General features: G+C 64.7%; 26 protein-coding genes. 16 read left to right on the top strand and 10 right to left on the bottom strand.

Going from position 1 to position 26,021, the window contains the following annotated elements:
* Positions 1-2 precede the first annotated feature (2 nt).
* Complete coding sequence (locus IV454_RS23465) at positions 3-770, top strand: XrtA-associated tyrosine autokinase (RefSeq protein WP_229521803.1); 768 nt, start codon at positions 3-5, stop codon at positions 768-770.
* 81 nt (positions 771-851) lie between these two features.
* Entirely contained in the window at positions 852-2,051 is a 1,200-nt protein-coding gene (locus tag IV454_RS23460; RefSeq protein ID WP_206088080.1) for a TIGR03088 family PEP-CTERM/XrtA system glycosyltransferase, read from the top strand.
* On the opposite strand, the gene IV454_RS23455 is transcribed toward IV454_RS23460, so the two are convergent.
* Positions 2,048-3,115, bottom strand: coding sequence for a glycosyltransferase (locus IV454_RS23455; protein WP_229521802.1), 1,068 nt, complete (start codon positions 3,113-3,115; stop codon positions 2,048-2,050). The genes IV454_RS23460 and IV454_RS23455 overlap by 4 nt on opposite strands.
* A 182-nt stretch (positions 3,116-3,297) precedes the next feature.
* Between IV454_RS23455 and IV454_RS23450 the strand changes: the two genes are divergently transcribed.
* A complete protein-coding gene (locus IV454_RS23450; protein ID WP_206088079.1) occupies positions 3,298-4,191 on the top strand; it encodes a polysaccharide deacetylase family protein in 894 nt (297 codons plus the stop codon).
* Positions 4,192-4,193: 2 nt separating this feature from the next.
* Here the strand turns inward: IV454_RS23450 and IV454_RS23445 are convergent, their stop codons facing one another.
* The gene (locus IV454_RS23445; RefSeq protein ID WP_206088078.1) at positions 4,194-5,762 is read right to left on the bottom strand and encodes an acyl-CoA ligase (AMP-forming), exosortase A system-associated; all 1,569 of its coding nucleotides are present in this window, start codon (positions 5,760-5,762) and stop codon (positions 4,194-4,196) included.
* A 257-nt stretch (positions 5,763-6,019) separates the two neighbouring features.
* Between IV454_RS23445 and IV454_RS23440 the strand changes: the two genes are divergently transcribed.
* Positions 6,020-6,868: a hydrolase 2, exosortase A system-associated gene (locus IV454_RS23440; RefSeq protein WP_206088077.1), complete on the top strand. Its 849-nt coding sequence runs from the start codon at positions 6,020-6,022 to the stop codon at positions 6,866-6,868.
* Positions 6,868-7,668: a hydrolase 1, exosortase A system-associated gene (locus IV454_RS23435; protein WP_206088076.1), complete on the top strand. Its 801-nt coding sequence runs from the start codon at positions 6,868-6,870 to the stop codon at positions 7,666-7,668. Before IV454_RS23440 ends, IV454_RS23435 begins: the two co-directional genes overlap by 1 nt.
* On the opposite strand, the gene prsR is transcribed toward IV454_RS23435, so the two are convergent.
* Positions 7,660-9,015 (bottom strand): PEP-CTERM-box response regulator transcription factor, encoded by a 1,356-nt coding sequence (gene prsR / locus IV454_RS23430; protein WP_206088075.1) that lies wholly within the window; start codon positions 9,013-9,015, stop codon positions 7,660-7,662. The genes IV454_RS23435 and prsR overlap by 9 nt on opposite strands.
* A 28-nt stretch (positions 9,016-9,043) precedes the next feature.
* Positions 9,044-10,435 (bottom strand): TIGR03013 family XrtA/PEP-CTERM system glycosyltransferase, encoded by a 1,392-nt coding sequence (locus IV454_RS23425; RefSeq protein WP_206088074.1) that lies wholly within the window; start codon positions 10,433-10,435, stop codon positions 9,044-9,046.
* Positions 10,436-10,604: 169 nt separating this feature from the next.
* Here IV454_RS23425 and nadB point away from each other — a divergent pair, with 169 nt between their 5' ends.
* From nadB to IV454_RS23405, 4 genes are read left to right on the top strand one after another with little or no spacing between them, the layout of a single operon-like run.
* Positions 10,605-12,221 carry an L-aspartate oxidase gene (gene nadB, locus IV454_RS23420; RefSeq protein WP_054262366.1) on the top strand — a complete coding sequence of 539 codons (1,617 nt, stop codon included), beginning with the start codon at positions 10,605-10,607 and terminating at the stop codon, positions 12,219-12,221.
* Between the two features lie 37 nt (positions 12,222-12,258).
* Positions 12,259-13,164: a DMT family transporter gene (locus IV454_RS23415; RefSeq protein ID WP_206088073.1), complete on the top strand. Its 906-nt coding sequence runs from the start codon at positions 12,259-12,261 to the stop codon at positions 13,162-13,164.
* Between the two features lie 9 nt (positions 13,165-13,173).
* Positions 13,174-13,575 carry a PPC domain-containing DNA-binding protein gene (locus IV454_RS23410; protein WP_206088072.1) on the top strand — a complete coding sequence of 134 codons (402 nt, stop codon included), beginning with the start codon at positions 13,174-13,176 and terminating at the stop codon, positions 13,573-13,575.
* Positions 13,565-14,425 (top strand): NAD-dependent protein deacetylase, encoded by an 861-nt coding sequence (locus tag IV454_RS23405; protein WP_206088071.1) that lies wholly within the window; start codon positions 13,565-13,567, stop codon positions 14,423-14,425. Before IV454_RS23410 ends, IV454_RS23405 begins: the two co-directional genes overlap by 11 nt.
* On the opposite strand, the gene IV454_RS23400 is transcribed toward IV454_RS23405, so the two are convergent.
* The gene (locus tag IV454_RS23400) at positions 14,403-14,762 is read right to left on the bottom strand and encodes a hypothetical protein (protein ID WP_206088070.1); all 360 of its coding nucleotides are present in this window, start codon (positions 14,760-14,762) and stop codon (positions 14,403-14,405) included. The two genes, IV454_RS23405 and IV454_RS23400, sit on opposite strands and share 23 nt — an antisense overlap.
* Positions 14,763-15,010: 248 nt before the next feature.
* Here IV454_RS23400 and IV454_RS33390 point away from each other — a divergent pair, with 248 nt between their 5' ends.
* Both IV454_RS33390 and IV454_RS23390 read left to right on the top strand, forming a co-directional pair.
* Positions 15,011-15,448 carry a TonB-dependent receptor plug domain-containing protein gene (locus IV454_RS33390; protein WP_206088069.1) on the top strand — a complete coding sequence of 146 codons (438 nt, stop codon included), beginning with the start codon at positions 15,011-15,013 and terminating at the stop codon, positions 15,446-15,448.
* A complete protein-coding gene (locus IV454_RS23390; protein WP_206088068.1) occupies positions 15,448-15,972 on the top strand; it encodes a lipocalin family protein in 525 nt (174 codons plus the stop codon). The genes IV454_RS33390 and IV454_RS23390 overlap by 1 nt, the downstream gene beginning before the upstream one ends.
* Here IV454_RS23390 and nadC read toward each other — a convergent pair.
* The 4 genes from nadC to IV454_RS23370 all read right to left on the bottom strand — a co-directional run bounded on the left by nadC (position 15,962) and on the right by IV454_RS23370 (position 20,409).
* Positions 15,962-16,828, bottom strand: coding sequence for a carboxylating nicotinate-nucleotide diphosphorylase (gene nadC / locus IV454_RS23385; RefSeq protein ID WP_206088067.1), 867 nt, complete (start codon positions 16,826-16,828; stop codon positions 15,962-15,964). The genes IV454_RS23390 and nadC overlap by 11 nt on opposite strands.
* Complete coding sequence (gene nadA / locus IV454_RS23380; protein WP_206088066.1) at positions 16,825-17,958, bottom strand: quinolinate synthase NadA; 1,134 nt, start codon at positions 17,956-17,958, stop codon at positions 16,825-16,827. The genes nadC and nadA overlap by 4 nt, the downstream gene beginning before the upstream one ends.
* A gap of 120 nt (positions 17,959-18,078) precedes the next feature.
* Positions 18,079-19,677: an ABC-F family ATPase gene (locus tag IV454_RS23375; protein WP_054264505.1), complete on the bottom strand. Its 1,599-nt coding sequence runs from the start codon at positions 19,675-19,677 to the stop codon at positions 18,079-18,081.
* Between the two features lie 192 nt (positions 19,678-19,869).
* Positions 19,870-20,409: a PEP-CTERM sorting domain-containing protein gene (locus IV454_RS23370; RefSeq protein ID WP_229521801.1), complete on the bottom strand. Its 540-nt coding sequence runs from the start codon at positions 20,407-20,409 to the stop codon at positions 19,870-19,872.
* A 180-nt stretch (positions 20,410-20,589) separates the two neighbouring features.
* Here IV454_RS23370 and IV454_RS23365 point away from each other — a divergent pair, with 180 nt between their 5' ends.
* From IV454_RS23365 to IV454_RS23355, 3 genes are all read left to right on the top strand, one after another.
* Positions 20,590-21,948 carry an IS4 family transposase gene (locus tag IV454_RS23365; protein ID WP_441294969.1) on the top strand — a complete coding sequence of 453 codons (1,359 nt, stop codon included), beginning with the start codon at positions 20,590-20,592 and terminating at the stop codon, positions 21,946-21,948.
* Between the two features lie 368 nt (positions 21,949-22,316).
* Positions 22,317-22,682: a hypothetical protein gene (locus IV454_RS23360; RefSeq protein WP_206088064.1), complete on the top strand. Its 366-nt coding sequence runs from the start codon at positions 22,317-22,319 to the stop codon at positions 22,680-22,682.
* Between the two features lie 76 nt (positions 22,683-22,758).
* On the top strand, positions 22,759-24,117 hold the full coding sequence (locus IV454_RS23355) for an IS4 family transposase (protein WP_441294968.1): 1,359 nt from the start codon (positions 22,759-22,761) through the stop codon (positions 24,115-24,117).
* A gap of 98 nt (positions 24,118-24,215) precedes the next feature.
* Here IV454_RS23355 and IV454_RS23350 read toward each other — a convergent pair whose 3' ends face one another.
* Positions 24,216-24,806, bottom strand: coding sequence for a DUF5565 family protein (locus IV454_RS23350; RefSeq protein ID WP_206088062.1), 591 nt, complete (start codon positions 24,804-24,806; stop codon positions 24,216-24,218).
* 242 nt (positions 24,807-25,048) lie between these two features.
* On the opposite strand from IV454_RS23350, the gene IV454_RS23345 reads away from it, so the two are divergent.
* Positions 25,049-25,576, top strand: a complete 528-nt coding sequence (locus tag IV454_RS23345) for a porin family protein (protein ID WP_206088061.1) — start codon at positions 25,049-25,051, stop codon at positions 25,574-25,576.
* A 50-nt stretch (positions 25,577-25,626) separates the two neighbouring features.
* Positions 25,627-26,007 (top strand): nuclear transport factor 2 family protein, encoded by a 381-nt coding sequence (locus IV454_RS23340; RefSeq protein ID WP_206088060.1) that lies wholly within the window; start codon positions 25,627-25,629, stop codon positions 26,005-26,007.
* Positions 26,008-26,021: the final 14 nt, after the last annotated feature.

Here is a 26,021-nt window from a genome sequence, read left to right as displayed (position 1 = left end):
ACGTGGACAGTTCTCTCACAGCGGCCGCCGACGGCTATCCCGCCGAGCCGGCGCGCGAGGTCGACATCAACCTGGCGCGCCTGCACCAGATGGGCATGGTCACCCACGATGGCGGACGCACCAGCGTGGCCGAGGATTTCCGCATCATCAAGCGGCCCTTGCTGCGCAACGCGCGCGCGGCGGTGTCGGGCGGGATCCGGCACGGCAACCTGATTGTCGTCACCAGCGCCCTGCCCGGCGAAGGCAAGACCTATTGCGCGATCAACCTGGCGATGAGCATCGCCATGGAAAAAGATCACACGGTGCTGCTGATCGACGCCGACGTGGCGCGGCCCTCGGTGCTGCGGGTGCTGGGCCTGGCGCCCGGCTTGGGCTTGATGGATATCCTGCTGGGAAACGAGCTGAGCCTCTCGGAAGTCATCCTCAAGACCAACATCGCGACCCTGAGCCTGCTGCCGGCGGGCCGCAACAACAAGCACGCCACCGAACTGCTGGCCAGTCAGGCGATGAGCAAGCTGCTGTCGGAAATCGCCAACCGCTACCCGGACCGGATCGTCATCTTCGATTCGCCGCCCCTGCTGCTGACCACCGAGGCCGGGGTGCTGGCGTCCCAGATGGGCCAGGTGGTGATGGTGGTCGAGTCCGAAACCACCACCCAGCGCCAGGTCAAGGAAGCGCTGGCCCGGCTCGACAACTGCGCCCGGGTCGACCTGATTTGCAACAAGGCCCGCGCCCTCCCTGGCGAGCACTACCACGGCTATTACGACTAGCGCCGGCGGGCGCCATGAGGCCCGCCGGCGCGCCCACCCCGATTCTCCCCGTTCGCCCGATCAACTTTTGCGGAGTCGACCATGACAAGCTCTCTCGAACCACCCCGTCTGGTGGTGCATCTGATCCACCAGCTCGACATCGGCGGCCTGGAAAACGGCTTGATCAACCTGATCAAGCACATGCCGCCGGAACGCTACCGGCACGCCATCGTCTGCCTCAAGGATTATTCGGATTACCACGCCCACATCAAGACGCGTGGGGTCGAAATCATCAGCTTGAACAAGCGCGAAGGCAAGGATTGGGGCCATTACCTGCGCCTGTTCCGCGCCCTGCGCGCGCTGCAGCCGGACCTGATCCACACGCGCAACCTATGCGGCATCGAAGGCCAGTTGGTGGCCGCCCTGGCCGGGGTCAAGCTGCGCGTGCACGGCGAGCATGGCCGCGATATGAGCGACCTGTACGGCAAGCGCCTCAAGTACAAGCTGCTGCGCCGCCTGCTGCGTCCGCTGATCGGCCATTTCATCGCCGTCAGCGCCGACCTCGAACACTGGCTGATCGACAGCGTCGGCGCCGAGCCGGACAAGGTGTCGCAGATTTCGAACGGGGTCGACAGCATCCAGTTCCACCCGCGCCTGGGCCCGCCGGCCGCGGTCGGCCCGGCCGGCTTCATGCAGGACAACGCCTTCGTCATCGGCAGCGTCGGCCGCATGGATGAAGTCAAGGATTACGGTACTCTGGTCGAAGCCTTCCTGCGCCTGATCGCCTCGCCGCACCCGGCGCACCAGCGCATGCGGCTCCTGATCGTGGGCGACGGCCCGCAGCGCGCCGCCTGCCTCGACACGCTCACCCGCGCCGGCGCCGCCCACCGCGCCTGGCTGCCGGGCGAGCGCACCGACATCGCCCAGCTGCTGCGCGCCATGGACTTGTTCGTGCTGCCGTCGCTGGCCGAAGGCAGTTCCAACACCATCCTCGAAGCCATGGCCAGCGGCTTGCCGGTGGTGGCCACCGCCGTAGGCGGCAATCCGGTGCTGGTGCATCCCGGCTTTACCGGCATCCTGGTGCCGCCGCGCTCGCCCGAACTGATGGCGGCCGCCATCGCCGACTATTGCCGCATCCCCGACATGGGCGCGCGCCACGGCATGCGCGCGCGCAGCCACGTCATCGCCAACCACAGCCTGCCGGAAATGGCGCGCGGCTATCTGCGCGTGTACGATGGCTTGACCCACCCGCATGGGCCATGTCCGGGGCCGGCGCCGCATTCCTGGGGCGCGCGCGCCTAGACCAGCGCCGCCTGGCGCAGCGCGCCCACTTCGGCGTAGCAGGCAGCCAGCTGGCGCGCCACTCGTTCCCAGCTGCAGCCGCGCACCAGCGCGCGCACCTGCTCGCGCGGCGGCGGCGACACCAGCAGGCGCAGCACCGCGCGCTGCAGGGCATCGGTATCGTTCCAGTCCACCCGCACCAGGGCGAAACCGCCGGCGGCCATGCTCGAGGGCGTGTCGTGCGCCATCAGCACCGGCGTGCCGGCCGCCAGCGCATCGAGCACCGCCAGCAGCGCGCCCTGCCCCTCGCCCGGCGGCAGGAACACCGAGGCTGCCGCGTAAGTACTGGCCAGCATCGGCCCATCCTGGCGCAAGGCGCCCAGGCAAGTGACGCCGCGCACGGCGCGCAATTGACGCAGGTAATCCTGGTCGCGTTCGCCCGCCTCGCCCACCAGCACCAGCGGCAGCGACAGCGCCGCCATCGCGTGCGCCATCGCCAGCTGGTCCTGGTACGGAGAAATGGGGCCGGCCATCAGCGCGTACGGCCCGCCGATGCCGGTGCGCTTGCGAAACAGCTCGCCATCGGCCGCCAGCAAGGCCGGATCGACCCCGTTCGGCAGCACCCGCACCTTGGCGTCCTCGATCAGGAAACCGGCGCCGATGGCCTGTTTCTCGGCCTCGCCCAGCGCCACGATCAGGCTGGCCTGCTGCAGCGCGCGCCGGGTGCGGGCATAGCCGCTCTGCACATTCCCCGCGGTCAGGTTGCCGAGCCGGTGGTCGCCGGCGCGCGCGCTGCTGCCGCTGGCGCGGTCCCAGCCGGGCGAAATCAGGGGCGTGAGTACCACCGGCACCCCCTGCTCGGCGGCTAGGTCCACCAGCCGGTGGTTGCCCTGGGTGGCTGAAAACACGTGGATCAGGTCGAATTCGTCGAGCCGCACGGCGTGCGGATTGATCACCTCCACCTTGATCGGCGATTCCGCATGCGCCCCAAGCTGCGCCAGGGCACGGATGGTTTCGCGGACCTGCCGCTGAACGCCATCGTCGCGTTCGAACAGCATGGGATAAGACAAGATACCGATACGCATGCACGCCTCCGTTGTCAAACAGGGGCCGGGCCCCAGGGCAGCAGCAACGCCGACGGCATGAGAATGCTCAACAAGTCGCCACGCGCGCTGATTTAGTATTGCCTCAGCCTAAGAATCCAGTGTACCGATGGGCACAGGCGGTTCATTGAGGGAAGTCAATTAGTTTCGCCAAAGAAAAATACATGCGCGCACCGCTTTCCATCCTGATCTACCAGCGCGTGCTGGCCGCGCCCGATCCGCTGTTTCCCGAGCGCCTGTACGCGCGCCGTTTCGAGCAGCAGCTGCGCCTGCTGACCCGCTGCTTCCGTCTGATGCCGCTGGCGCGCGCGGTGGCGCACCTGGCCGAGGGCACCCTGCCGGCCCGCGCCGCCTGCCTCACCTTCGACCATGGCTACGCCGAGCACGCTTCCGTGGCCCTGCCCCTGCTGCAGCGCCACGGCGTGCCGGCCACGTTTTTCATCGCCGCCAGCTACCTCGACGGCGGCTGCACCTGGAGCGACATCGTCACCGAGGTGGTGCGCAACGCGCCGGGCGAGCGCCTGAACCTGGCGCGCAGCGGCTTTGCCAGCTACGACATCGGCTGTCCGCAGCGCCGCCGCGCCGTGATCGAGATGCTGCTGGCCGCCCTGCGCCTGCTGCCGCCGCACGAGCGGCTGGTACGCGCGCGCTCGATGGCGCGCCGCATCACCCCGACCATGCTCAGTTCCGACCAGTTGCTGGCCCTGCACCGGGCTGGCATGGACGTCGGCGCCCATCCGCTGCACGACAGCGCGCTGGCCAGCCTGTCGAATGCCGCCGCCCGCGCCGAGATCGCCGCCGGCCGCAGCCGCATCGAAGATATCCTGCAAGCCCCGGTGCGCCTGTTCGCCTATCCCAGCGGCAAGCCGGGCGAGGATTTCGAGCAGCGCCACGCCCTGATGCTGCGCGCCCAGGGATTCCAGGCGGCCGTCGGCATGGGGCGCGGCGCGGCCCGCAGCGGCAGCGACCTGTTCGCGCTGCCGCGCTTCGCCCCGTGCGCCCAAGCCGGCGGCGCCTTCCTGCTGCGCCTGGCCGGCAACCTGTTCGCGCGCGCCTGACATCAAGCGCCGGCCGCCATCTGGGCGGCCAGCAGGCGCCGGTCGAACTTGCCGTTGGGGCTGCGCGGCAGCGCCTCGCGCACTTGCGCCAGCAGCGGCAGCATGTATCCGGGCAATTTCGCGCGGCAGGCGGCCAGCAGCACGGCCGGCTCCAGCAGGCAGCCGCGGCGCGGCGTGACGGCCAGCGCGATCGATTGCCCCAGCACCGGGTGCGCCAGCCCCAGCGCGGCCGCCTCGGCCACCAGCCCGGTCGCGTACAGCACGTCCTCGATCTCGGTCGGACTGACCCGGTAGCCGCCGGTGGTGATCATCTCGTCGCTGCGGCCGAGGAAGTACAGATAGCCGTCCTCATCCATGCGCACGGTGTCGCCCGACCACACCCCCGTTTCGCCCAACGGCAGCCCGGGCTGCGCCGGCAGCGCCCGGAAGCGCTCGGCCGTGCGCGCCTCATCGTTCCAGTAGCCGAGCGCCACCAGCGGCCCGCGGTACACCAGTTCGCCCGGCTCGCCCGGCAAGCATGGCTGGCCGGCCGGTCGCAGCACCAGCACCTCGGCATTCGGAATGGCCTTGCCGATCGAATCGGGCCGCGTGTCGAGCTGCTCCGGCGCCAGGCAAGTCGCGCGGAAGGCTTCGGTCAAGCCGTACATCAGGTACACCCGGGTGTCCGGCAAGCGCCGGCGCAGCGCGGCCAGGGCCGCAGCCGGCATCGCGCCGCCGGAACTGGTGATGGTGCGCAAGCTGTGCTGCGCATCCCAATGCAGCTCGGCCAGCTGGATCCACAGCGGCGCCAGCGCGGCCAGGGCGGTGATGCGTTCGCGCGCGACCATGTCCGGAATGTCGCGCGTCAGCAGCGGATTCATCAGCACGACGGCGGCGCCGGCGGCAAAGGCGCTGGTCAGCTGGCTCAGGCCGTAGTCCAGGCTGAGCGGCAGCAGCGCCAGGATGCGCTCGAACGGCGTGTGTCCCAGGCAACTGACCATGCTGGCGGCCGCCGCCACCAGGTTGCGGTGCGACAAGACCACCCCGGTCGGCGCGCCACTGCTGCCGGAGGTGTACAGCAGAGCCGCCATGTCGGTATCGATGCGGCGGTGGTAGTCGCGCACGGGAGCGGCAGCGGCACGCCGCATCCAGCCATCCCAGGCCAGCACACCAAGGCCGGGCAGCATGCCATCCTCGGCCCCGGTTTGCAGCACGCAATACAGATCGGGACAGCGGCCCAGCTCGAGGTCGAGCGTGGCCAGCCGGGCGGGCGAGGTCAGCAGCACACGGGCGCCGCAGTCGCGCAGGATATGACCGACCTGGGCCGGCTTGAGCAAGGGATTGACCGGCACGAACGCCAGGCCGGCCGCCGCCGCGCCGAACAAGGCCAGCACGGCTTCCTCGCACTTGTCGAGAAACAGCGCGACCCGCTCGCCGCGTCCCAGTCCCAGGGCCAGCAAGCCTTGCGCGGCCACCTCGACACAGCGCGCCAATTCTTCGTAACTGAGGCTGTTGTCCAGGTAGCGCAAGGCCGGCGCGTGCGGCGTGCGCCAGGCGGCTAGGTTGATCAGGTCGTGCACGAGTGCGCTCATATATTCCTCTGCGTAAATTATTTCCCAGGGGAACTCATGATTAAGAAAAACGGGGTGCCCGTCCTTGACCGGAATCAAGCATTGCGACGGCACTCTTCCTCTTGTGCGCGCTCAAGAAGCCCGCAATTTGCGGGGTGTTTAATGAAACCGGTTCCGCTGACAGGACAGGGGCGAGGGAACCGACCATTCCTTAACCAGTGCGCCCGCAATCTTGCGTCCCGGCCCGGTCCGGGGTGCGTACAGGAGATAAGAACACCATGAATGCGCCCCTGTTGACCCTTCCGCGCGTCGAGCCCTTTTTCTTCAATGTCGAAACTGGCACGCGTTTCAGCCTGTATCACGCGCCGGCCCCGCAGTTGCGCGCGCGCGGCGCCATCCTGTACGTGCACCCGTTCGCCGATGAACTGAACAAGTCGCGCCGCATGGCCACCCTGCAGGCGCGCCGCTTCGCCGCGGCCGGCTACGCGGTGCTGCAGATCGATATGTTCGGCTGCGGCGACAGTTGCGGCGACTTCAGCCAGGTGCGCTGGGAAGCCTGGAAAGACGATCTCGAAGTCGCGCGCGCCTGGCTGGCCGAGCGCACCCCCGGCTTGCCGATGCACCTGTGGGGCATCCGCCTGGGCGGCCTGCTGGCGCTCGACTTCGCCTGCGGCGCCCCGGTCGACGGCGTGATCCTGTGGCAGCCTTTCCTGAACGGGCGCACCTGCATCAACCAGTTCCTGCGCCAGGGCCTGGCCGCGCGCATGCAGGACGGCGACCCGGCCCGCTTCGGCACCACCAGCGAGCTGCGCGCCGACCTGCTCGCGCGCGGCATGCTCGAAGTGGGCGGCTACGAATTGGCCGCGCCACTGGTGCAGGCCATCGACGCCTGCGACGCGGCGGCGCTGCCGCTGCCGCCCTGCCGGGTGCACTGGTTCGCCAGCGCCTCGCCGGCCCCGTCCCGGCTGTCCGCCAGCGCCGAGCGCATTGCCCGGCGCTGGAGCGCGCACGGGGTTACCCTGCATTTTTATCCGATCGAAGGTCGACCGTTCTGGGGCGCCAACGATATCGCCGAGTGTCCGGCCCTGCTGGCCGCCACCAGTGCCGTCTTCACGGCGGAGGCATAATGGACGCCACCCAACGCGCTGTGCAATTTAACTGTGGCGGCGATTCGCTGATCGGCATCCTCGACCTGCCCGAACGGCCGCTCACGCGCGGCGTGCTGGTCGTCACCAGCGCGCCGCAATACCGCATCGGCGACCATCGCCATTTCACCTTGCTGGCGCGCCTGATGGCCGCGCGCGGCATCCCGGTGCTGCGCTTCGACCACCGCGGCATGGGCGACAGTGAAGGCGAGGCGCGCCCCATCGATGCGCTGGGCGAGGATATCCAGGCCGCCATGCGCGCCTTCTTCGCCCAGATGCCCGGCATGCAGGACGTGGTGCTGTGGGGCTTTGGCGACGCCGCCACGGCCGCCGTGCTGTACGCCCATGCCGACACCCGCGTCTCCGGCGTGGTGCTGCTCAATCCATGGATGCAGGCCCCGGGCAGCGCGCCGCGCGCGGACGGCTTGCCGCAGCTGCTGGCGCGCCTGGGCGAAGTCGATTTCTGGAAGCGCGTGGCCAGCGACAGCCGCGGCGGTCCGGACGGCGTGGCCGCGCTGCGCCAGGACATGCGCGCCGCCGCCGGCGATGCCGGCCTGCCGCTGCCGCGCCGTGTGCTGGCCAGCCTGTCGGGTTTCGACGGCGCGGCCCTGGTGATCCTGGGCGGCGACGAAGCGGGCGCGCAGCACGTCGACGCCCTGCTCAAGCGGCACGGGGTGCGCTGCAAATGCGTCAGCGTCGGCGGCGCCGAGCGCAGCTTCGCCAGCCGCGCCTGGCGCGACGCGGTGGCCGAAATCAGCGCGAACTGGATTGCGTCATGGTGAAATCCTGATGCCGTGATGGTGCATCAGGTCATACAGGGTCGGGCGGCTCACGCCGAGCAGCTCGGCCGCCTTGACGATCGACCCATTGGTGCGCGCCAGCGCCGTCACCATTACCTTGTATTCGGCGGCGTCGCGCACCTGGCGCAGGTTGACCGGGGCGTCCGCCTGCGGCGCGCCGTCCAGGCCCAGGTCGCGCGCGCTGATCTGCGGCCCTTCCGACATGATCACCGCGCGCCGGATGCAGTTTTCCAGCTCGCGCACATTGCCCGGCCAGCCATACTGCTCGATCGCCAGCACCGCGTCCTCGGTGAACGCCGGCACGCTGCGCCGCTCCATCAGGCTGGCCTGGTGCTTGAAGTGGTGCGCCAGCAGCACCGGGTCGCCGACCCGCTCGCGCAGCGGCGGAATGGCCAGCACCACTTCGCTCAGGCGGTAGTACAAATCCTCGCGGAAGCGCCCTTCGCGCACCAGCTCGGGCAAATCCTGGTGGGTGGCGCAGACGATGCGCGCATCGATGGCGATCTCGCTGCGCCCGCCGATGCGCTCGATCACCCTCTCCTGCACGAAGCGCAGCAGCTTGGCCTGCAGGGCCATCGCCATGTCGCCGATTTCGTCGAGGAAGAAGGTGCCGCCCTGCGCCATCTCGATCTTGCCCAGGGTTTGCTGGCCGGCGCCGGTGAAGGCGCCCTTTTCGTGGCCGAACAATTCGCTCTCGAGCAGGTCGGCCGGAATGGCCGCGCAGTTGATCGCCACGAAGCGTTTGTCGTGGCGCGCCGACAAGTCGTGCAGGCCGCGCGCAAACAGCTCCTTGCCGCTGCCCGAGTCGCCCAGCAGCATGACCGTGGCCGACGACGGCGCCAGCTTTTCGACGCTGCGGCACAGGCGCAGCATGGCCGGGTCGCGCGTGACGATGCGCGCGAGCGGCGAGTCGGCGCCGATCTGCAGCATGCGCTGGTTCTCTTCCTGCATCGCGTGCAGATAGAAGGCCCGCTCCACCACCAGGCCCAGGGTATCGGCGTCGAAGGGCTTCTGGTGAAAGTCGTAGGCGCCCATGCCAATCGCCTTGAGCGCATGGGCGCGTGCCTGGTTGCCCGACAAGACGATGACCTTGGTGCCGGGCGCCTCGGCCAGGATCTGGCGCAGGGTGGCCAGCCCCTCGGTGGCGCCGTCCGGATCGGGCGGCAAGCCCAGGTCGAGCGTCACCACCGCCGGGCGATGTCGGTGCAGCTGCGCCAGCGCGCTCTCGCGGTCCTCGGCGATGAGCACATCATAGCCATCGAAACTCCAGCGCAGCTGCTTCTGCAAGCCTTTGTCGTCTTCGACCACCAACAGCTTCTTTTTGCCCATTGTGCTGCTCCTTAAATGACGTTCACGTTCAGCGGCTTCCCTTGCCCAGCAAAACCACCTGCACCGTATCGATCAGGATCAGCAGATCGAGGAACAGGCTGTTGTTCTTGACGTAGTACAGGTCGTACTGCAGCTTCTGGATGGCGTCGTCGACCGAGGCGCCGTACTGGTAGCGCACCTGGGCCAGGCCCGTCACGCCGGGCTTGATGCTGTGACGGACGTTGTAGTAAGGGATATCGCGCGCCAGTTGGTCGACGAAGAAGGCGCGTTCCGGGCGCGGCCCGACGAAGCTCATTTCGCCCTTGAACACGTTGAGCATCTGCGGCAGCTCGTCGATGCGCAGCATGCGCAAGTAGCGCCCCACACGGGTGACGCGCGGATCGTTGGCCGCCGCCCAAGTAGGCACGCCGGGCGCTTCGGCATTGATGCGCATGCTGCGGAATTTGAGCACATTGAAGACACGGCCATCTTTTCCGACCCGTTCCTGCTGGTAGAACAGCGGCCCGCCATCATCGAAGGTGATGGCCGCCGCGGCCAGCAGCATGACCGGCAGCGACACCAGGGTGATGCAGCCGCTGGCCACCAGGTCGAAGCAGCGCTTGACGCTGGCGCGCCAGAAGCTCTGGTCGAAGCCTCCGCCGAAAATCAGGTAGCTTGGCTGCAGCGAATCGAGCCGAATCTGGCACGCTTCGCGCTCGAAGAAGGTGGCGGCGTCGATCACGCGCACGCCGCCGAGCGCGCAGTCGAGCAGGTCGCCCACGGGGAACTCCTTGCTGCGCCGGTTCGTCACCGTCACCACCAGTTCGCGCGCCTCGTAGCGGCGCGCCATCGACAGCAGCGACTCGCCCACCGGCAGCAGGGCCGCGGTGGGCACGCAGCTGTCTTCGCCGGCGATCGGCACGCAGCCCACCACGCTGAACTGATGCAGGCCGATCTTGCTGTGCGCCAGATCCATGCACTCGCGCGCCAGCGGACCGTTGCCCACGAAGATCAGGCGCGCTTCGAGCAGCGCCGATTCGGCCGACTTGAATACCACCAGGCGCGTAAGCACCACCGCGGTGGCGCCGATGGCGAAGATCACGCTGCTGATCCCGCGCCCGAAATAGATCTCGGGGCGCACCGCGATCAGGGCGCTGAGCAGCGCGAAACCGAGCGCGAACGAGGGCATGATGCGGATCAGGGTGGTGCGGATGCCCTCGCGCGAACTGTGCTGGTACATCCCGAGCGCGCTCATGCTGAAGATGATCACCAGCGCGAACGTCAGCGACGACAGATACAGGTTATCGGCCCGAAACTGGCCATGCTGGTCCGAAAACCACAGCACCGAGGCCACGCTCGCCGACGTGAGCAGCATCAGCAGTTCGAGCAGCAGCAGCACGAACGCCATCTTGGATACGTAGTGACTGAAAATCCGGATCACGCTTCCTCCCCGCCAGCGACGCGCCCACGGCACGGCGTGGTAAATAATCGCTTACAGACGCATAAGAGGTATTGACTACGAACAAGCATTTCCGGGCATTTCCCGAAGGCCAGACACGCTGCAGCCAAATAGACTATAGTGATGCTTCTGCACTAATTACTCGCCCAACATGAAATTTGACGTCGCTATTGTCGGCAGCGGACTGGCCGGTCTGTCGGTTGCCCTGCACCTTGCGCAAACGCGCACGGTTGCCATCATCTCCAAGCGGGCACTGCTCGATGGAGCCAGCAACTGGGCCCAGGGCGGCATCGCCGCGGTGCTGGACTCGGGCGATAGCCACGCCCAGCACATCGACGACACCCTGGTGGCTGGCGGCGGCCTGTGCGACGAGGCGGCCACCCGCTTCATCGTCGAACACGGGCGCGAAGCGATCGAATGGCTGATCGACCAGGGTGTGCCTTTCACGCGCGACCCGACCGCCGAAATGGGATTTCACCTGACCCGCGAAGGTGGCCACAGCCAGCGCCGCATCATCCACGCGGCCGACGCCACCGGCCACGCGGTCCAGGTCACCCTGGAGCAGAAGGTGCGCGCGCATCCGAACATCACCCTGTTCGAGCAGCACTGCGCGATCGACGTCATCACCTCCGACAAACTGGGCCCGAAGCCTGCGGCGGCCAGCGCCGGCCAGCCGCACTGCTATGGCCTGTATGTGCAGGACGAGAAAACCGGCCAGGTGCTGACCTTCGAGGCCGAGCACACGGTGCTGGCCACTGGCGGTGCCGGCAAGGTGTATTTGTACACCACCAATCCGGACACCGCCACCGGCGACGGCATCGCCATGGCGTGGCGTGCCGGCTGCCGCGTCTCGAACATGGAATTCATCCAGTTCCACCCGACCTGCCTGTACCACCCGTACGCCAAGTCCTTCCTGATCACGGAAGCGATCCGCGGCGAAGGCGGCTTGCTCAAGCTGCCGCCGGAAGCTGGCGCCGCGGCCGGCACGCGCTTCATGCCGATGTACGACGAGCGCGGCGAACTGGCCCCGCGCGACGTGGTGGCGCGCGCCATCGACTTCGAGATGAAAAAGCGCGGCCTCGATTACGTGAACCTGGACATCAGCCACCAGAGTCCGGAATTCCTCAAGGAGCACTTCCCGACCATTTACGCGCGCTGCCTGGAGCTGGGCATCGACATCACCAAGGAACCGATTCCGGTGGTGCCGGCGGTGCACTTCACCTGCGGCGGCATCGTCACCGACCTGGCCGGGCGCACCGACGTGCCGGGCCTGTACGCGGTCGGCGAAACCGCCTGCACCGGCCTGCACGGCGCCAACCGCCTGGCCAGCAATTCGCTGCTCGAATGCCTGGTGGTGGGACGCGCCTGCGCGCACGAAATCGCCGCCATGCCGAAAGGCGAAACGCGCGACCTGCCGGCCTGGGATGAAAGCCGGGTCACCAACGCCGACGAGGAAGTCGTGATTGCCCACAACTGGGATGAGCTTCGCCGCTTCATGTGGAACTATGTCGGCATCGTGCGCACCACCAAGCGCCTCGAACGCGCCCAGCACCGCATCGCGCTGCTCAAGGAAGAAATCGACGAGTACTACCGCAACTTCCGCATCACGCACGATTTGCTGGAGCTGCGCAACCTGGTCGACGTGGCTTCGCTGATCGTTAATAGCGCGCTGACCCGGCGCGAAAGCCGTGGCCTGCATTTCAGCCGCGACTATCCGAATACCTTGCCGAAGGCCTTGCCAAGCGTACTGACCCCGCCACGTCGTTAACGTCGTCCCCCTCGCCGGGCGCGGATCCGGCGCAGCCATGAATCGCAAACTCACTCCATCCACCATCGGCTTGCTGACCCTGCCCCCGCTTCTGTGGGCGGGCAATGCCATCGTCGGCCGCCTGGTGCGCGAGGCGGTGCCGCCGATGACGCTCAACCTGCTGCGCTGGTCGATCGCCATGCTGATCCTGCTGCCGCTGGGACGGCGCCTGTTCGCCGGCGATGCATTGCGCAGCAACTGGCGCCGCTTTGCGCTTCTCGGCCTGCTCGGCATCGGCCTGTATAACTCCCTTCAATACCTGGCGCTGCAAAGCTCCACCCCGATCAACGTTACCCTGGTGGCGGCCGGCATGCCGGTCTGGATGCTGCTGGTCGGCGCCCTGTTTTTCGGCGTGAAGGTCGGCCGCCGGCAAGTCATCGGCGCGGCCATGTCGATCGTCGGCGTGCTGGTGGTGCTGTGCCGCGGCGAGTGGAGCCAGCTGGCCGCGATGCGCCTGGTCGCCGGCGACCTGTACATGATCCTGGCCACCATCGCCTGGTCGTTCTACAGCTGGCTGCTGACCCGGCAAAACGATCCTCCCGCCGTGCGCGCCGACTGGGCCGCCTTTTTGCTGGCCCAGGTCATCTACGGCGTGCTGTGGTCGGGCGCCTTCGCCGGGGTCGAGTGGGCCGGCGGCGCCGTGGCGGTGCACTGGAGCTGGACCGTTGGCGCGGCGCTGCTGTACGTCGCCATCGGCCCGGCCATCATCGCCTTTCGCTGCTGGGGCGCCGGCGTGCAGCGCGCGGGGCCCAGCGTGGGCGCGTTCTTCACCAATCTGACCCCGCTGTTCGCGGCCATCCTGTCGTCGGCCTTCCTGGGCGAACTGCCGCATCTGTACCACGGCGTGGCCTTTGCGCTGATCGTCGCCGGGATTGTGTTCTCGTCGCGCCGCAAGGCCGGGTAAAATCGGCACATGAAGACACTTCCTCTCAGGCTGGTTCCGGGCCAGGACTTGCGCGCCGCCCTGGCCGACGTGCTGGCCGCGCACGGCATGGCGGCCGGCTTCGTTTTGCAAGGCATCGGCAGCCTGCGCGGTGCGCGTTTGCGCCTGGCCGGCGCAGCCCAGGCCACCGACATCGAGGGCGACATCGAAATCCTGACCCTGGCCGGTTCGCTCTCGCCGGACGGCCCGCATCTGCACATGTCCGTGGCCGATGCCGCCGGCCGCGTGCTGGGCGGCCACGTACTGGCCGGCTGCACCATCCGCACCACGGCCGAAATCCTGATCGCCCTGCTGCCCGGCCACCGCTTTGCGCGCGAAGCCGATCCGCTGTCCGGCTTCGACGAGCTGGTGGTGCATTCGCATGACTGCTGACGTTGATGCACTGGCCGATTTCGTGGGACGCCACCGGCGCATCCTGGTGCTGACCGGCGCCGGCATGAGCACCGCGTCGGGTATTCCGGACTATCGCGACCGCGATGGCGTGCGGCGCGGCAAAAACCCGGTGCAAGGGCCGGAGTTCCGCAAGCTGGACGCAGTGCGCCGGCGCTACTGGGCGCGCAGCATGATCGGCTATCCGGCCCTGTCGGCCGCCGCGCCGAACGCCGGGCACCTCGCGCTGGCCGCACTGCAGGCGGCCGGGCGGCTCGGCGAGCTCATGACGCAAAATGTCGACGGCCTGCACCAGCGCGCCGGCAGCGCCGATGTCCTTGAACTGCACGGCAATATCCACAAGGTGGTGTGCCTGGATTGCCACGCGAGCTTTGCGCGCACCTTTGTGCAGGACCAGCTGGCCGAGGCCAATCCGGCGCTGGCCGGCGCCGTCGCCACGCCAGCGCCGGATGGCGACGCCCACCTGGAGCCGGATGCCTTGGCCGAATTTCACCTGCCCTGGTGCGTCCACTGCGGCGGCACCTTGAAACCCGACGTGGTGTTTTTCGGCGACGGCGTGCCGGCCGAGCGCACCCACGATGCGCTGGCACGCATGACAGAAGCCGATGCCTTGCTGGTGATCGGATCGTCGCTGGTGGTGTATTCGGGCTTTCGCTTTTGCCGCATGGCCGCCGACAGCGGCAAGCCGATTGCCGCGATTAACCTGGGTAAAACCCGCGCTGACGACTTGATATCGTTGAAGGTTGAAGTCAGCGCCGAAGATATCCTCCCCGCGCTTCTCAGGCAGTTTGCTAGCCATCAATCGCGCGTTATCGCTCGCGCTCGGCCATAAAGTGCGCGAGTGATGCGATGGTTTCCTGATTGAACTCGATCTTGGCACTCAACCACTCGTAGTCGGCCCGGTCGTTGAAAGCGCTGAGCCGGGATCGGGCCTTTTCCATTCGTTTTGTTTCCGCCTCCAGGCTGAAACACTCGGGCGACAGGCGATACACCCATGCATGCGCTGCAGAATACAGGGCGATAAAAATACCGAATGACCAAAGTAGCCACGACGACGGATCCCAGACAACGATCGCTCCACACATCACCGCGCCAGCTACAAGCATGACAACGGCCTCCGCTTTTACTCGTAGCAAAAAACGTCGCTCAGACGCCAGGAATGCCTGCATGGGTGCCTCTGCTCATTAGATTCATCACTAGTTGCGATACGGAACGTAATTATATGTCAATACGTATGGCTCGGCGGTATTGACACGTTAGATTTATCATGCTTCACGCATGAATGTTGCATTGCGAAATTATCTACTCATCGCCCGCGCAAACGCTGCGCCAAAGGCGTAATGACAGCGCCTGACCGGTCTCCAGCTACTGCGACAGCCGGGTCGATTCAGTCACCTCGCGCAGGGTCAATCCGGCCATGCTGCAGGGCGGCGTGCCATCGAACTTCGGCAGCTACAACACCGCGCATCCCGACACGTACACCCTGGAGCGCGTGGAAGTGCTGCGCGGCCAGTCGCCAATGCTGTACGGCCAGGGCGGCATCGGCGGCGTGGTCAATCTGGTCTCCAAGCGACCGATGGCGACGTCCCAGCGTGAAGTCCAGGTGCAAATCGGCGAAGTGCACGTGCACGGGCTGGAACGGGAAAGCGCCGGTAAGCTGGGGCGCGACTGGGACTGGACCGCCGACTACGCCAATACCGATGCCACCATCTCGCACAGCAATGGCGCCGACAATGGCGAGCACCGGTCGGCGCAATCGCCCTCGTGTTGGCCGGGATCGCCTACCAATCGCGCAAGGTGCGTGCCACCCCCCGGGCTACAATCGAACTCAACATTTTTGGTGCGGAGTTCATGATGAAAACGTTGTTCGTGTTAATCGCGTTTCTGCTCGCCGGCTGCGTTTCCAAGCCGGATGGCGTGGTACCTGTGGCCAGTTTCGACTCGGCCCGGTATTTGGGCAAATGGTATGAAATCGCGCGCATGGATCATTCGTTCGAGCGTGGATTGAGCCGGGTGACTGCCGATTACAGCATGCGCGACGATGGCGGCATCAAAGTTGTCAACCGTGGCTACAACACCGAAAAAGCGGAGTGGAAGGAATCGGTCGGCAAAGCCTATTTTGTCGGGAAACCCGACGTCGGCTATTTGAAGGTCTCGTTTTTCGGTCCCTTTTACGGCTCTTATATCGTCTTCGACCTCGATCGCGACAATTACGCTTATTCGCTGATCAGCGGTCCCGATACATCGTATTTCTGGCTGCTGTCGCGCACCCCGACAATGGATGAGGCAACAAAAAAGCGCCTGGTCGCTAAGGCCCAGGCGCTTGGTTTCGATACCTCGAAACTGATCTACGTCGATCAGTCTGCACTCAGTCGATAATCCGCAGCGAGAAATCGGTGGCCTTGATATCCTTGGTCAGGCTGCCGATGGAAATGCGGTCGACGCCCGTTTCGGCGATCGCGCGCACGCTGTCCATGGTCACCCCACCCGATGCTTCCAGCAGCGCGCGGCCCGCATTGAGCGTGACCGCGTGGCGCATCGTGCCCAGCTCGAAATTATCAAGAAGCACCGAGGTAGCACCGGCCTCGAGCGCTTCGCTCAGCTGGGCCAGGGTTTCGACTTCGATCTGAATCGATACGCCGGCGTCCAGCGCTTGCGCCGCCGCCAGCGCTTTGGCTACGCCGCCGGCCGCCGCGATGTGGTTTTCCTTGATCAAAATGCCGTCGTACAAGGCCATGCGCTGATTCTTGCCGCCGCCGACACGCACCGCATATTTTTGCGCCTGGCGCAGGCCCGGCAGTGTCTTGCGGGTGTCGAGAATCGACGCCTTGGTGCCCTCGACCACCTCGACATAACTGCGCGTGACGGTGGCCACGCCGGACAGCAGCTGCATGAAGTTCAGCGCGGCGCGCTCGGCCGTGAGCAAGGCGCGTGGTGGCGCTTCGATGGTGCAGACCACGCTGCCGGCGTTCATCAGGTCGCCTTCGGCATATTGCCAGTCGACCTCGATGCTCGGATCGAGGGCCAGCATCACGCCTTCGAACCACGGTCCGCCGCAGAGCACGGCTTCTTCACGCACGATGACCCTGGCGCGCACGCGGGTGTCGTCCGGCACCAGCTTGCCGGTCAGGTCGCCGCTGCCGACGTCTTCAAGCAAGGCGGCCAGCAAATTCGATTCGAAGGCGGTTTGCAGCGCCGCATCAAAAACGGCGTAAGGATTTCGTAAATTGCTCATGCTGGACCCACTCCGGAAAACAGGGTTGCTTCGTTGGCCAACGCGCTGGTCGGCAAGGCTTTGGCTTTTTTCGCCGCAGCGAAATCGAGCATGCGGTCGATGGCCCGTACGGCTTCCTTGCCGACTTGCGGATCGACATGGATTTCATTGCTGCCGCTCTCGAGCACGTCAGCCAGGTTTTGCAGGCCATTCATGGCCATCCACGGGCAGTGCGCGCAGCTCTTGCAGGTGGCGCTGTTGCCGGCGGTCGGCGCTTCGATGAAATGCTTGCCCGGCGCGGCGGCGCGCATCTTGTGCAGGATGCCGTTGTCGGTGGCAACGATGAAGGTCGTGGCATTCATCGTTTGCGCGGCATTGATCAGCTGGGTCGTGGAACCGACCACATCGGCCAGGGCCACCACGTTCGCGGGCGACTCCGGATGCACCAGGACCTTCGCTTCCGGATGCTCGGCCTTGAGCAAGTCGAGTTCGATGCCCTTGAATTCGTCGTGCACCAGGCAGGAACCCTGCCACAGCAGCATGTCGGCGCCGGTCTGCTTTTGAATGTAGGAACCGAGATGCTTGTCCGGTGCCCACAAGATTTTCTTACCCTGCGCATGCAGGTGGGCCACGATGTCCAGGCCGATGGACGAGGTCACCATCCAGTCGGCACGCGCCTTGACGGCGGCGCTGGTGTTGGCGTACACCACCACTGTGCGGTCGGGATGGGCGTCGCAAAAGGCCGAAAATTCGTCGGCCGGGCAACCCAGATCGAGCGAACAGGTGGCGTCGAGGTCGGGCATCAGGATGCGTTTTTCGGGGCTGAGGATCTTGGCGGTCTCGCCCATGAAACGCACGCCGGCGACGACCAGGGTTTTTGCCGGATGATCGCGGCCGAAGCGCGCCATTTCGAGCGAATCGGAGACGCAGCCGCCGGTTTCCTCGGCCAGGTCCTGCAGGTCGCCGTCCACGTAATAGTGGGCCACGAGCACCGCTTCGCGTTCCTTCAGCAAGCGCTTGATGCGTTCCTTGAGCGCCGTCTTTTCGGCGGCGGACGGCGCCGCCGGCGTGCGGGCCCAGGCTTGTGCGGTGCAGCTCAGGCCGGCCTGGGGATGTTCGTATTCGAACGTCTTGATAGGGAGAATATTCATGTCGTTACTATCTCACAAGAGAGAAATCGTTGCAGGGGCCGCCTTGAAATGGCGCGCGGGCACCTCGGTGCCCGCTGCCCCACATGGCCGAACGGGGCGCCAGGCGCCCCGTTGCCAGCCTTAGTCGATGCCCTGGCTCGTCAGGTAATCCTCGTAGTTGCCACGGAAGTCGACGATTTCGTTTTCCTTGATTTCGAGAATGCGGTTGGCCAGCGAGGACACGAACTCGCGGTCATGCGACACGAAAATCAGGGTGCCGGTGTATTTTTCGAGCGCAATGTTGAGCGACTCGATCGATTCCATGTCCATGTGGTTGGTCGGCTCGTCGAGCAGCATGACGTTGTGGCGGCCGAGCATCAGCTTGCCGTACATCATGCGGCCTTTTTCACCCCCGGACAGCACGCGTACCGATTTCTTCACGTCGTCGCCGCCGAACAGCAGGCGGCCCAGGATGGAGCGCACGGCCTGGTCGTCGTCGCCTTCCTTGGTCCACTGGCCGATCCAGTCCGTCAGCACGGCATCGGTGGCGAATTCCTCGGTCGGATCCTGCGGCATGTAGCCGACGTTGGCGTTCTCGGCCCACTTTACACGGCCGGTATCCGGCTGCAAACCGGTCAGCTCGGAACCGATGGAGCGCAGCAAGGTCGTTTTGCCGGCACCGTTGGCGCCGATGATCGCGATGCGCTCGCCGGCTTCGACCATGATGCTGAAATTTTTGAACAGCTGACGGTCGTATTTTTTGGAAATGCCTTCGACTTCCACAGCCAGGCGGTGCAGTTTTTTCTCGGCTTCGAAGCGCACGAAGGGATAGGCGCGCGACGATGGCTTGATGTCGTCGACCTTGATCTTGTCGATCTGCTTGGCGCGCGATGTGGCCTGGCGTGCCTTGGATTTGTTGGCGGCGAAGCGACGCACGAAGTCTTGCAGTTCCGCGACTTTTTCTTTGGCCTTGGCATTGTTGGCCAGTTGCTGGTTGCGCGCCTGGGTCGAGGCGAACATATACTCGTCGTAGTTGCCCGGGTACACCTTGAGGGTGCCGTAATCCATGTCGGCCACGTGCGTGCACACCTGGTTCAGGAAGTGGCGATCGTGGGAAATGATGACCATGGTCGAATTGCGGTCGTTGAGCACGTCTTCGAGCCAGCGAATCGTGTTGATGTCCAGATTGTTGGTCGGCTCGTCGAGCAGCAGGATGTCCGGATTCGAGAACAGGGCTTGGGCCAGCAGCACGCGCAGCTTCCAGCCCGGCGCCACGGCGCTCATCGGGCCTTGGTGCTGGTCGATCGACACGCCGGCGCCGAGCAGCAGTTCGCCGGCGCGCGCTTCGGCCGAGTAGCCGTCGTATTCGGCGACCTTGCTTTCGAGTTCGGCCGCGTGCATGTAGTCGTCGTCGGTGGCTTCGGGGTTGGCGTAGATGGCGTCGCGCTCGGAAATGGCGTTCCACAGTTCGGTGTGGCCCATCATGACCACGTCCAGCACGCGCATGTCTTCGAACGCGAACTGGTCCTGGCGCAGCTTGCCCAGGCGCTCGTTGGTGTCGAGCATGACGGTGCCGCCGGATGGCTCGAGGTCGCCACCGAGGATCTTCATGAAGGTCGACTTGCCGCAACCATTCGCGCCGATCAGGCCGTAACGGTTGCCGTCACCGAATTTGACGGAGATGTTCTCAAACAGCGGCTTGGCGCCGAACTGCATCGTGATGTTAGCTGTGGATAGCATGCTGGATTGGGTCTTTTGCGAATGGAAACAGGCGCTGAGCGCTAATCGGCCATTATACAATATGCGCCGCCCATCACTGTACAGACAATCGGAAAACAGGGCGGCGGCGATGCCGGCGTTGCGCGAAAAAGCCCCGCCGGCCTTGCGGCGGGCGGGGCTTGCCGGCGGGCTGTCGCGGTCTGGCGTGCCAGCTTACGCGCCGAGCGCGGCGGTGCTGCCGCGCCGCTTGCGGCGGCTGACGGCGCCGACGGTCAGCAAGCCAAAGGCCATCATGGCATAAGTCGATGGCTCAGGCACTGGCGACGTGGCTCGCACCGACAGCGACGTCAGATTGGAGTTCACTGCGTATCCGTCGCTCGAATTATCGGCCCTGAAGTTATAGGTCAGATGAGTGGAACTTGCACGACTCAAATCCAAGGTGGACGGCAATCGGATGCTGGAGAGCAGGCTGCCGTTTACCTGCGAAATGTCGAGCCTGACCGATTCGAATCGGCCCGCCCCCTGGTCGTGCATTTTATTCGTCAAAATAAAGGAATCATGATGTCCGGCGCTGCCGTCTTCAATCGCGATACCCACGCCGCGACCATCCGGTTTCGGGGTGAATGCATAGCCGGATTGGTCGATTTTCATTGTCACCAGGTTTTTGCTGGCTTCGCTGTTCGGATTGCCGTACTCAATACGGGTCGCACCTGGACCTTGATTGGGAATATAAAAAGAGACCGGGGTGTCCAAGTCGAGCGTGAATGATCCGCGAATAGTATTACCGACATCGATCGTTGCACCGTTGAAGGCACCTCGTTATACACAAATCTTGCGCGCGGTGCCGACCGTTCTGAAAATCTGTTTACATTCAATGGCTTAACGCGCCCCCTTGTAAACTCGCCGCGTTTCAGGTTTACTCTCGTTTTTTGCGTGGACGAATTGGCGACAGTACCTGCACCTTGGACCGAGACGGAATTTGAACAACTCGACCTGGGCGATGCGCGCCTGAACAAACGAGCGAGGATCTTGATGGAGCGATTTGCGGCTGACCCGACGGCGAGCGTGCCAAAGGCGTGTCAGGGCTGGGGCGAGACGATGGCGGCGTATCGCTTCTTCGACAACGACAGCGTCGACTGGCAGGCGATCATGGCGCCGCACTGGCAGCAGACGCAGCAACGCATGGCCGCGCTGCCGGTTGTGCTGTGCCTGCAGGACACGACCGAACTGGACTTCAACGGCCAAGGCGCGTTCGGCCTCGGCCCGTTGAGTTACGAAGCCCAGCGCGGCATGTACCTGCACCCGACCTACGCAGTCACGCCTGCGCGCGAGCCGCTGGGCATCATCGACGCGTGGATGTGGGCGCGCGAAAAGAAGGACAAATCAGGTGCGCGCGGCGGGCCGAAGGAGAGTTTGCGCTGGATCGAGGGCTACGAGCGGATCGCGGAGGTGGCGGCGCAGTTGCCCGGCACACGGCTGGTGTATGTGGCCGACCGCGAGGCCGATCTGGTGCCGTTGATGCTGCGCGCCCAGGAACTGGCCACGCCGGCCGACTGGCTGGTGCGCGCCAAGCACAACCGCTGCCTGCCCGACGGCGAGAAGCTGTGGCAGCACACGAGTGCGGGCGCGCCGATCGGCGAGCTGACGTTCGCGATGGCCGCGCGGCACGGGGTGAAGGCGCGCACCGTGCGCCAGCAACTGTGGGCACGCACGGTCGCCCTGCCTGCGGGCAAAGGAAAGAGCGTCCTCGCCACGTGCGTGATCGCGCGCGAGATCGACGCGCCGGACGGCGTCAAACCAATCGAGTGGCGCTTGCTGACCAACCGCAAGGCCGCCACGCCCGAGGCGGTCGTCGAGCTGATCGACTGGTACCGCGCGCGATGGGAAATCGAGATGCTGTTCGACGTGCTCAAGAACGCCTGCCGCGTCGAGGCGCTGCAACTGGGCTCGATCACGCAGCTTGAACGGGCCTTGGCGCTGTTCATGGTGGTGGCGTGGCGCATCGCCCACCTGATGCGCTTGGGCAGGACCTGTCCGGATTTGGATGCGGAACTGTTCTTCGACCCGGACGAGATTCAAGCAGCCTACCTGCTGCGCAAAAAGACGCCGCCGGAGAAGCCGCGTCTGAACGACGTTCTGCGCCAGATCGCCTGCATCGGCGGTTTCCTCGCCCGCAAGAGCGATGGCGAGCCCGGCGTCAAGACGATCTGGCTCGGACTGAAGGATGTTCACGTGGCGGTCGAAACGATACGCGCGCTACGGGGAATTGGCGCGCTGAACACTTGTGTATAACGAGGTGCGTTGAAGGACACCGACTGCAACGATTCCATATTCGCGCCGTTATTTGGGTAGCGGAGAGCCATGCTGACCTTTGCGGTGAAATCGAAAATGACCAGTTCGGCATTCGCATTGGCTGCGGCGAGCAAGCCCAAAACCAAGCTTGCAATGTAAGATTTCATATTGTCTCGCGTGTGGATGAGTAAGTTCGCCATTACACTATAATAATATAATTTTGTCAATAAAATATTCAGCGGATTAATCTACGTTCTTGCCAAGCAAACCGAAATCGTCAATTTTCTCGACAGTGGTGGAACTTGGAATGACTGGAGACATCTAACGAAAACCCTGCCTTGGTGGCGGTTGAGTAAGAAATATTGTTCATGAAAACACATCTTGCCTTCCTGTTTTCACTTATTGCGCTCAATGCAGTTGGTCACTCTCATGCATCTGCCACGGTCGATCTTGACCAATCAGGTGCCATGGCGCGCCTGCAGCAGGACAACCCGGTATGCGCTCGGTCCATTCAACACATTTTGCGCACCGCGCCCCAACTTAAACCCGGCAATCTGGCGACGCGGCTTAAAACAATGGTTGATGCCGATATGGTGTCGACGCAGTTAATAAAGACCAGCGACCCGCCACAAGCGCGCTTATCGTTCGTGCTGGGGAACACGCGCTACAAGGCGACCGTACCGTTAACGCACCTCGTTATACACAAATCTTGCGCGCGGCGCCGACCGTTCTGAAAATCTGTTTACCTTCAATGGCTTAACGCGCCCCCTTGTAAACTCGCCGCGTTTCAGGTTTACTCTCGTCTTTTGCGTGGACGAATTGGCGACAGTACCTGCACCTTGGACCGAGACGGAATTTGAACAACTCGACCTGGGCGATGCGCGCCTGAACAAACGAGCGAGGATCTTGATGGAGCGATTTGCGGCTGACCCGACGGCGAGCGTGCCAAAGGCGTGTCAGGGCTGGGGCGAGACGATGGCGGCGTATCGCTTCTTCGACAACGACAGCGTCGACTGGCAGGCGATCATGGCGCCGCACTGGCAGCAGACGCAGCAACGCATGGCCGCGCTGCCGGTTGTGCTGTGCCTGCAGGACACGACTGAACTGGACTTCAACGGCCAAGGCGCGTTCGGCCTCGGCCCGTTGAGTTACGAAGCCCAGCGCGGCATGTACCTGCACCCGACCTACGCAGTCACGCCTGCGCGCGAGCCGCTGGGCATCATCGACGCGTGGATGTGGGCACGCGAAAAGAAGGACAAATCCGGCGCGCGCGGCGGGCCGAAGGAGAGTTTGCGCTGGATCGAGGGCTACGAGCGGATCGCGGAGATGGCGGCGCAGTTGCCCGGCACACGGCTGGTGTATGTGGCCGACCGCGAGGCCGATCTGGTGCCCCTGATGCTGCGCGCCCAGGAACTGGCCACGCCGGCCGACTGGCTGGTGCGCGCCAAGCACAACCGCTGCCTGCCCGACGGCGAGAAGCTGTGGCAGCACACGAGTGCGGGCGCGCCGATCGGCGAGCTGACGTTCGCGATGGCCGCGCGGCACCGGGTGAAGGCGCGCACCGTGCGCCAGCAACTGTGGGCACGCACGGTCGCCATGCCTGCGGGCAAAGGAAAGAGCGTCCTCGCCACGTGCGTGATCGCGCGCGAGATCGACGCGCCGGACGGCGTCAAACCAATCGAGTGGCGCTTGCTGACCAACCGCGAGGCCGCCACGCCCGAGGCGCTCGTCGAGCTGATCGACTGGTACCGCGCGCGATGGGAAATCGAGATGCTGTTCGACGTGCTCAAGAACGCCTGCCGCGTCGAGGCGCTGCAACTGGGCTCGATCACGCAGCTTGAACGGGCCTTGGCGCTGTTCATGGTGGTGGCGTGGCGCATCGCCCACCTGATGCGCTTGGGCAGGACCTGTCCGGATTTGGATGCGGAACTGTTCTTCGACCCGGACGAGATTCAAGCAGCCTACCTGCTGCGCAAAAAGACGCCGCCGGAGAAGCCGCGTCTGAACGACGTTCTGCGCCAGATCGCCTGCATCGGCGGTTTCCTCGCCCGCAAGAGCGATGGCGAGCCCGGCGTCAAGACCATCTGGCTCGGACTGAAGGATGTTCACGTGGCGGTCGAAACGATACGCGCGCTACGGGGAATTGGCGCGCTGAACACTTGTGTATAACGAGGTGCGTTAACGACGGTGAGTCCTTTCTGCGCGCCGACGAATTGATCTGATCGAGCTCACTTACAGGCTCGGTCGCTTTAGCAAACACGTAACTATCAGGCCGACTGCGTGCGCTTGATACCGAAGTCGCTGGCCTTGATTTTTGCCATCCGACCGTCCGGGCGATGCCAGACAATACCTTCGATGACATGTTCGGTCAGGTAATCGCGCAGGGCATTGAAGGTGCGCGGGCAATCCGGCAAATGGTCCTTGCCGTGCGGGACCAGAATATGTTCCGTCAGGCGCTCGGGATTGGCGCCATGGCGCGTGCCGATTTTCGGCCCGCACACTTCATAGGTGCCGTCGGGAACGGGGCCGCCGCCAAACAAGGTACGCACGCCCCACTCCACGCCTTCGATGATGCGCGCCGAGTCAGGGCCGACCGCGGGAACCCAGCCCGGCCAGTGGCCGGTCGCCTCATCCGCCGCCGGCTGCGCGGGCAGGAAGTCGGCGGGCGGCGTGCGGCCCGCTTTCGCATCATAGCGCTTGAAGATGGCGCCGTTGGCAACCATGACGGCCATGCCGTCCCACTTGCGCGTCGCCACACCTTCCCCAGCGGCTACCCACGCGGCGCCGGGCACGACTTCGTCGCGCACCTGGCGGTCACCATCGTAGTTGCGTTGAAACAGAGAGACAATTTTCTTCATATGATCCTTCGAGGTGCGGCGATAAACGGGTCGCGACGGCCGGCTCCCCTGATTTTTCACGCCGGGAAAAACCGGTTCATGCATATACCAACAGGAAAAAACAGGGTAGCGAGCGGCTATTCTTCACTGATTATGTTGCATAAATAACAGAGTTGACATTTTCGTTACTAACCCAGCTATAATTCCAGGTAGCAATAGCCAATTACTCGTCCGGCTATGGCACAAACCCATCAGGAAAAATTATGCGAATCATGTTCAGCAGCGCCGTCGTGGCATTGGCCGCCGGCTTCTCCCTGCCCGCTTCGGCGGCCCCGGACGGTGCCGGTGCGTATGCAGCCACCACGATCGGCCAGGCTTCCTCGTCGAATAAGCAGATCGAACGCGATGATTTATCGTTCGGACTGCGCGCCGGTTATCAGTTCAACACCACTGTGGGCGTGGAAGTGTTCAGCAACACCCTGAGTTTCATCGAGATGCCGTTCTATGCCTACAACTCGCACGAGTACCACCCTGAAGAGCATTATGGTGTCGCCGTCACGGGCGCGGTTCCCCTGGGCGGCCGTTTCAGCCTGACCGGCCGCGTCGGCATCGGCCGCACCAAAATGCATGCGGTTTCCGCGCGCGACAGCAATTATAACGAAACCGATCCGAGTATTGGCGCGGGCGTGCGCTTCTCCTTTAATCAGCACATATCGATCAATGCGGAGGCAATGCGCCTGACCAAAACCAGGGTAACGGTGATCTCGACGGGATTTCGCTACCAATTCTGATTCATCGAACACGCCGGGATCGCTCCCGGCGCTTTAATCCAGGGAACACCATGCACGACAAGGAAGCGCAAGACCACATCATCGCGCTGGAAGAACAGTTGCGCCTCGCCATGCTGGCGGCCGACGTGGACGCGCTCGACCGCCTCATTGCGCCCGGTCTGCTATTTACCACCCACATGGGCGAGGTCATCGGCAAACGGCAGGATCTCGACATGCACCGTTCCGGACTGCTCAAATTCAGGGTGATCGCGGCGGCGGAGCGACAGATCGAGGCCGACGCGCGCCTTGGCGTCATGTCGGCGCGAATGAATCTCGTGGGTAGCTTTGGCGAGTCGCCGTTCAATCTCGACCTGCGCTGCACCCGCACCTGGCGCGCACCGGACGATGGCGGTCAGTGGCAAATCATCGCCGGCCACATGAGTCTCGCCTGAGCGGGTAAGCGGGG

This window comes from Massilia antarctica (assembly GCF_015689335.1).
Taxonomy (GTDB): domain Bacteria; phylum Pseudomonadota; class Gammaproteobacteria; order Burkholderiales; family Burkholderiaceae_D; genus Telluria_A; species Telluria_A antarctica.
This window is presented reverse-complemented; position numbering and strand designations above follow the sequence as displayed.

Bases quoted from the DNA above. Each gene is read 5' to 3' on its own strand.
- IV454_RS23460 (WP_206088080.1), top strand. From the start codon at position 852: ATGACAAGCTCTCTCGAACCACCCCGTCTGGTGGTGCATCTGATCCAC.
- IV454_RS23455 (WP_229521802.1), bottom strand. From the start codon at position 3,115: ATGCGTATCGGTATCTTGTCTTATCCCATGCTGTTCGAACGCGACGAT.
- IV454_RS23450 (WP_206088079.1), top strand. From the start codon at position 3,298: ATGCGCGCACCGCTTTCCATCCTGATCTACCAGCGCGTGCTGGCCGCG.
- IV454_RS23445 (WP_206088078.1), bottom strand. From the start codon at position 5,762: ATGAGCGCACTCGTGCACGACCTGATCAACCTAGCCGCCTGGCGCACG.
- IV454_RS23440 (WP_206088077.1), top strand. From the start codon at position 6,020: ATGAATGCGCCCCTGTTGACCCTTCCGCGCGTCGAGCCCTTTTTCTTC.
- IV454_RS23435 (WP_206088076.1), top strand. From the start codon at position 6,868: ATGGACGCCACCCAACGCGCTGTGCAATTTAACTGTGGCGGCGATTCG.
- prsR (WP_206088075.1), bottom strand. From the start codon at position 9,015: ATGGGCAAAAAGAAGCTGTTGGTGGTCGAAGACGACAAAGGCTTGCAG.
- nadB (WP_054262366.1), top strand. From the start codon at position 10,605: ATGAAATTTGACGTCGCTATTGTCGGCAGCGGACTGGCCGGTCTGTCG.
- IV454_RS23415 (WP_206088073.1), top strand. From the start codon at position 12,259: ATGAATCGCAAACTCACTCCATCCACCATCGGCTTGCTGACCCTGCCC.
- IV454_RS23410 (WP_206088072.1), top strand. From the start codon at position 13,174: ATGAAGACACTTCCTCTCAGGCTGGTTCCGGGCCAGGACTTGCGCGCC.
- IV454_RS23405 (WP_206088071.1), top strand. From the start codon at position 13,565: ATGACTGCTGACGTTGATGCACTGGCCGATTTCGTGGGACGCCACCGG.
- IV454_RS23400 (WP_206088070.1), bottom strand. From the start codon at position 14,762: ATGCAGGCATTCCTGGCGTCTGAGCGACGTTTTTTGCTACGAGTAAAA.
- IV454_RS33390 (WP_206088069.1), top strand. From the start codon at position 15,011: ATGCTGCAGGGCGGCGTGCCATCGAACTTCGGCAGCTACAACACCGCG.
- IV454_RS23390 (WP_206088068.1), top strand. From the start codon at position 15,448: ATGAAAACGTTGTTCGTGTTAATCGCGTTTCTGCTCGCCGGCTGCGTT.
- nadC (WP_206088067.1), bottom strand. From the start codon at position 16,828: ATGAGCAATTTACGAAATCCTTACGCCGTTTTTGATGCGGCGCTGCAA.
- nadA (WP_206088066.1), bottom strand. From the start codon at position 17,958: ATGAATATTCTCCCTATCAAGACGTTCGAATACGAACATCCCCAGGCC.
- IV454_RS23375 (WP_054264505.1), bottom strand. From the start codon at position 19,677: ATGCTATCCACAGCTAACATCACGATGCAGTTCGGCGCCAAGCCGCTG.
- IV454_RS23360 (WP_206088064.1), top strand. From the start codon at position 22,317: ATGAAAACACATCTTGCCTTCCTGTTTTCACTTATTGCGCTCAATGCA.
- IV454_RS23350 (WP_206088062.1), bottom strand. From the start codon at position 24,806: ATGAAGAAAATTGTCTCTCTGTTTCAACGCAACTACGATGGTGACCGC.
- IV454_RS23345 (WP_206088061.1), top strand. From the start codon at position 25,049: ATGCGAATCATGTTCAGCAGCGCCGTCGTGGCATTGGCCGCCGGCTTC.
- IV454_RS23340 (WP_206088060.1), top strand. From the start codon at position 25,627: ATGCACGACAAGGAAGCGCAAGACCACATCATCGCGCTGGAAGAACAG.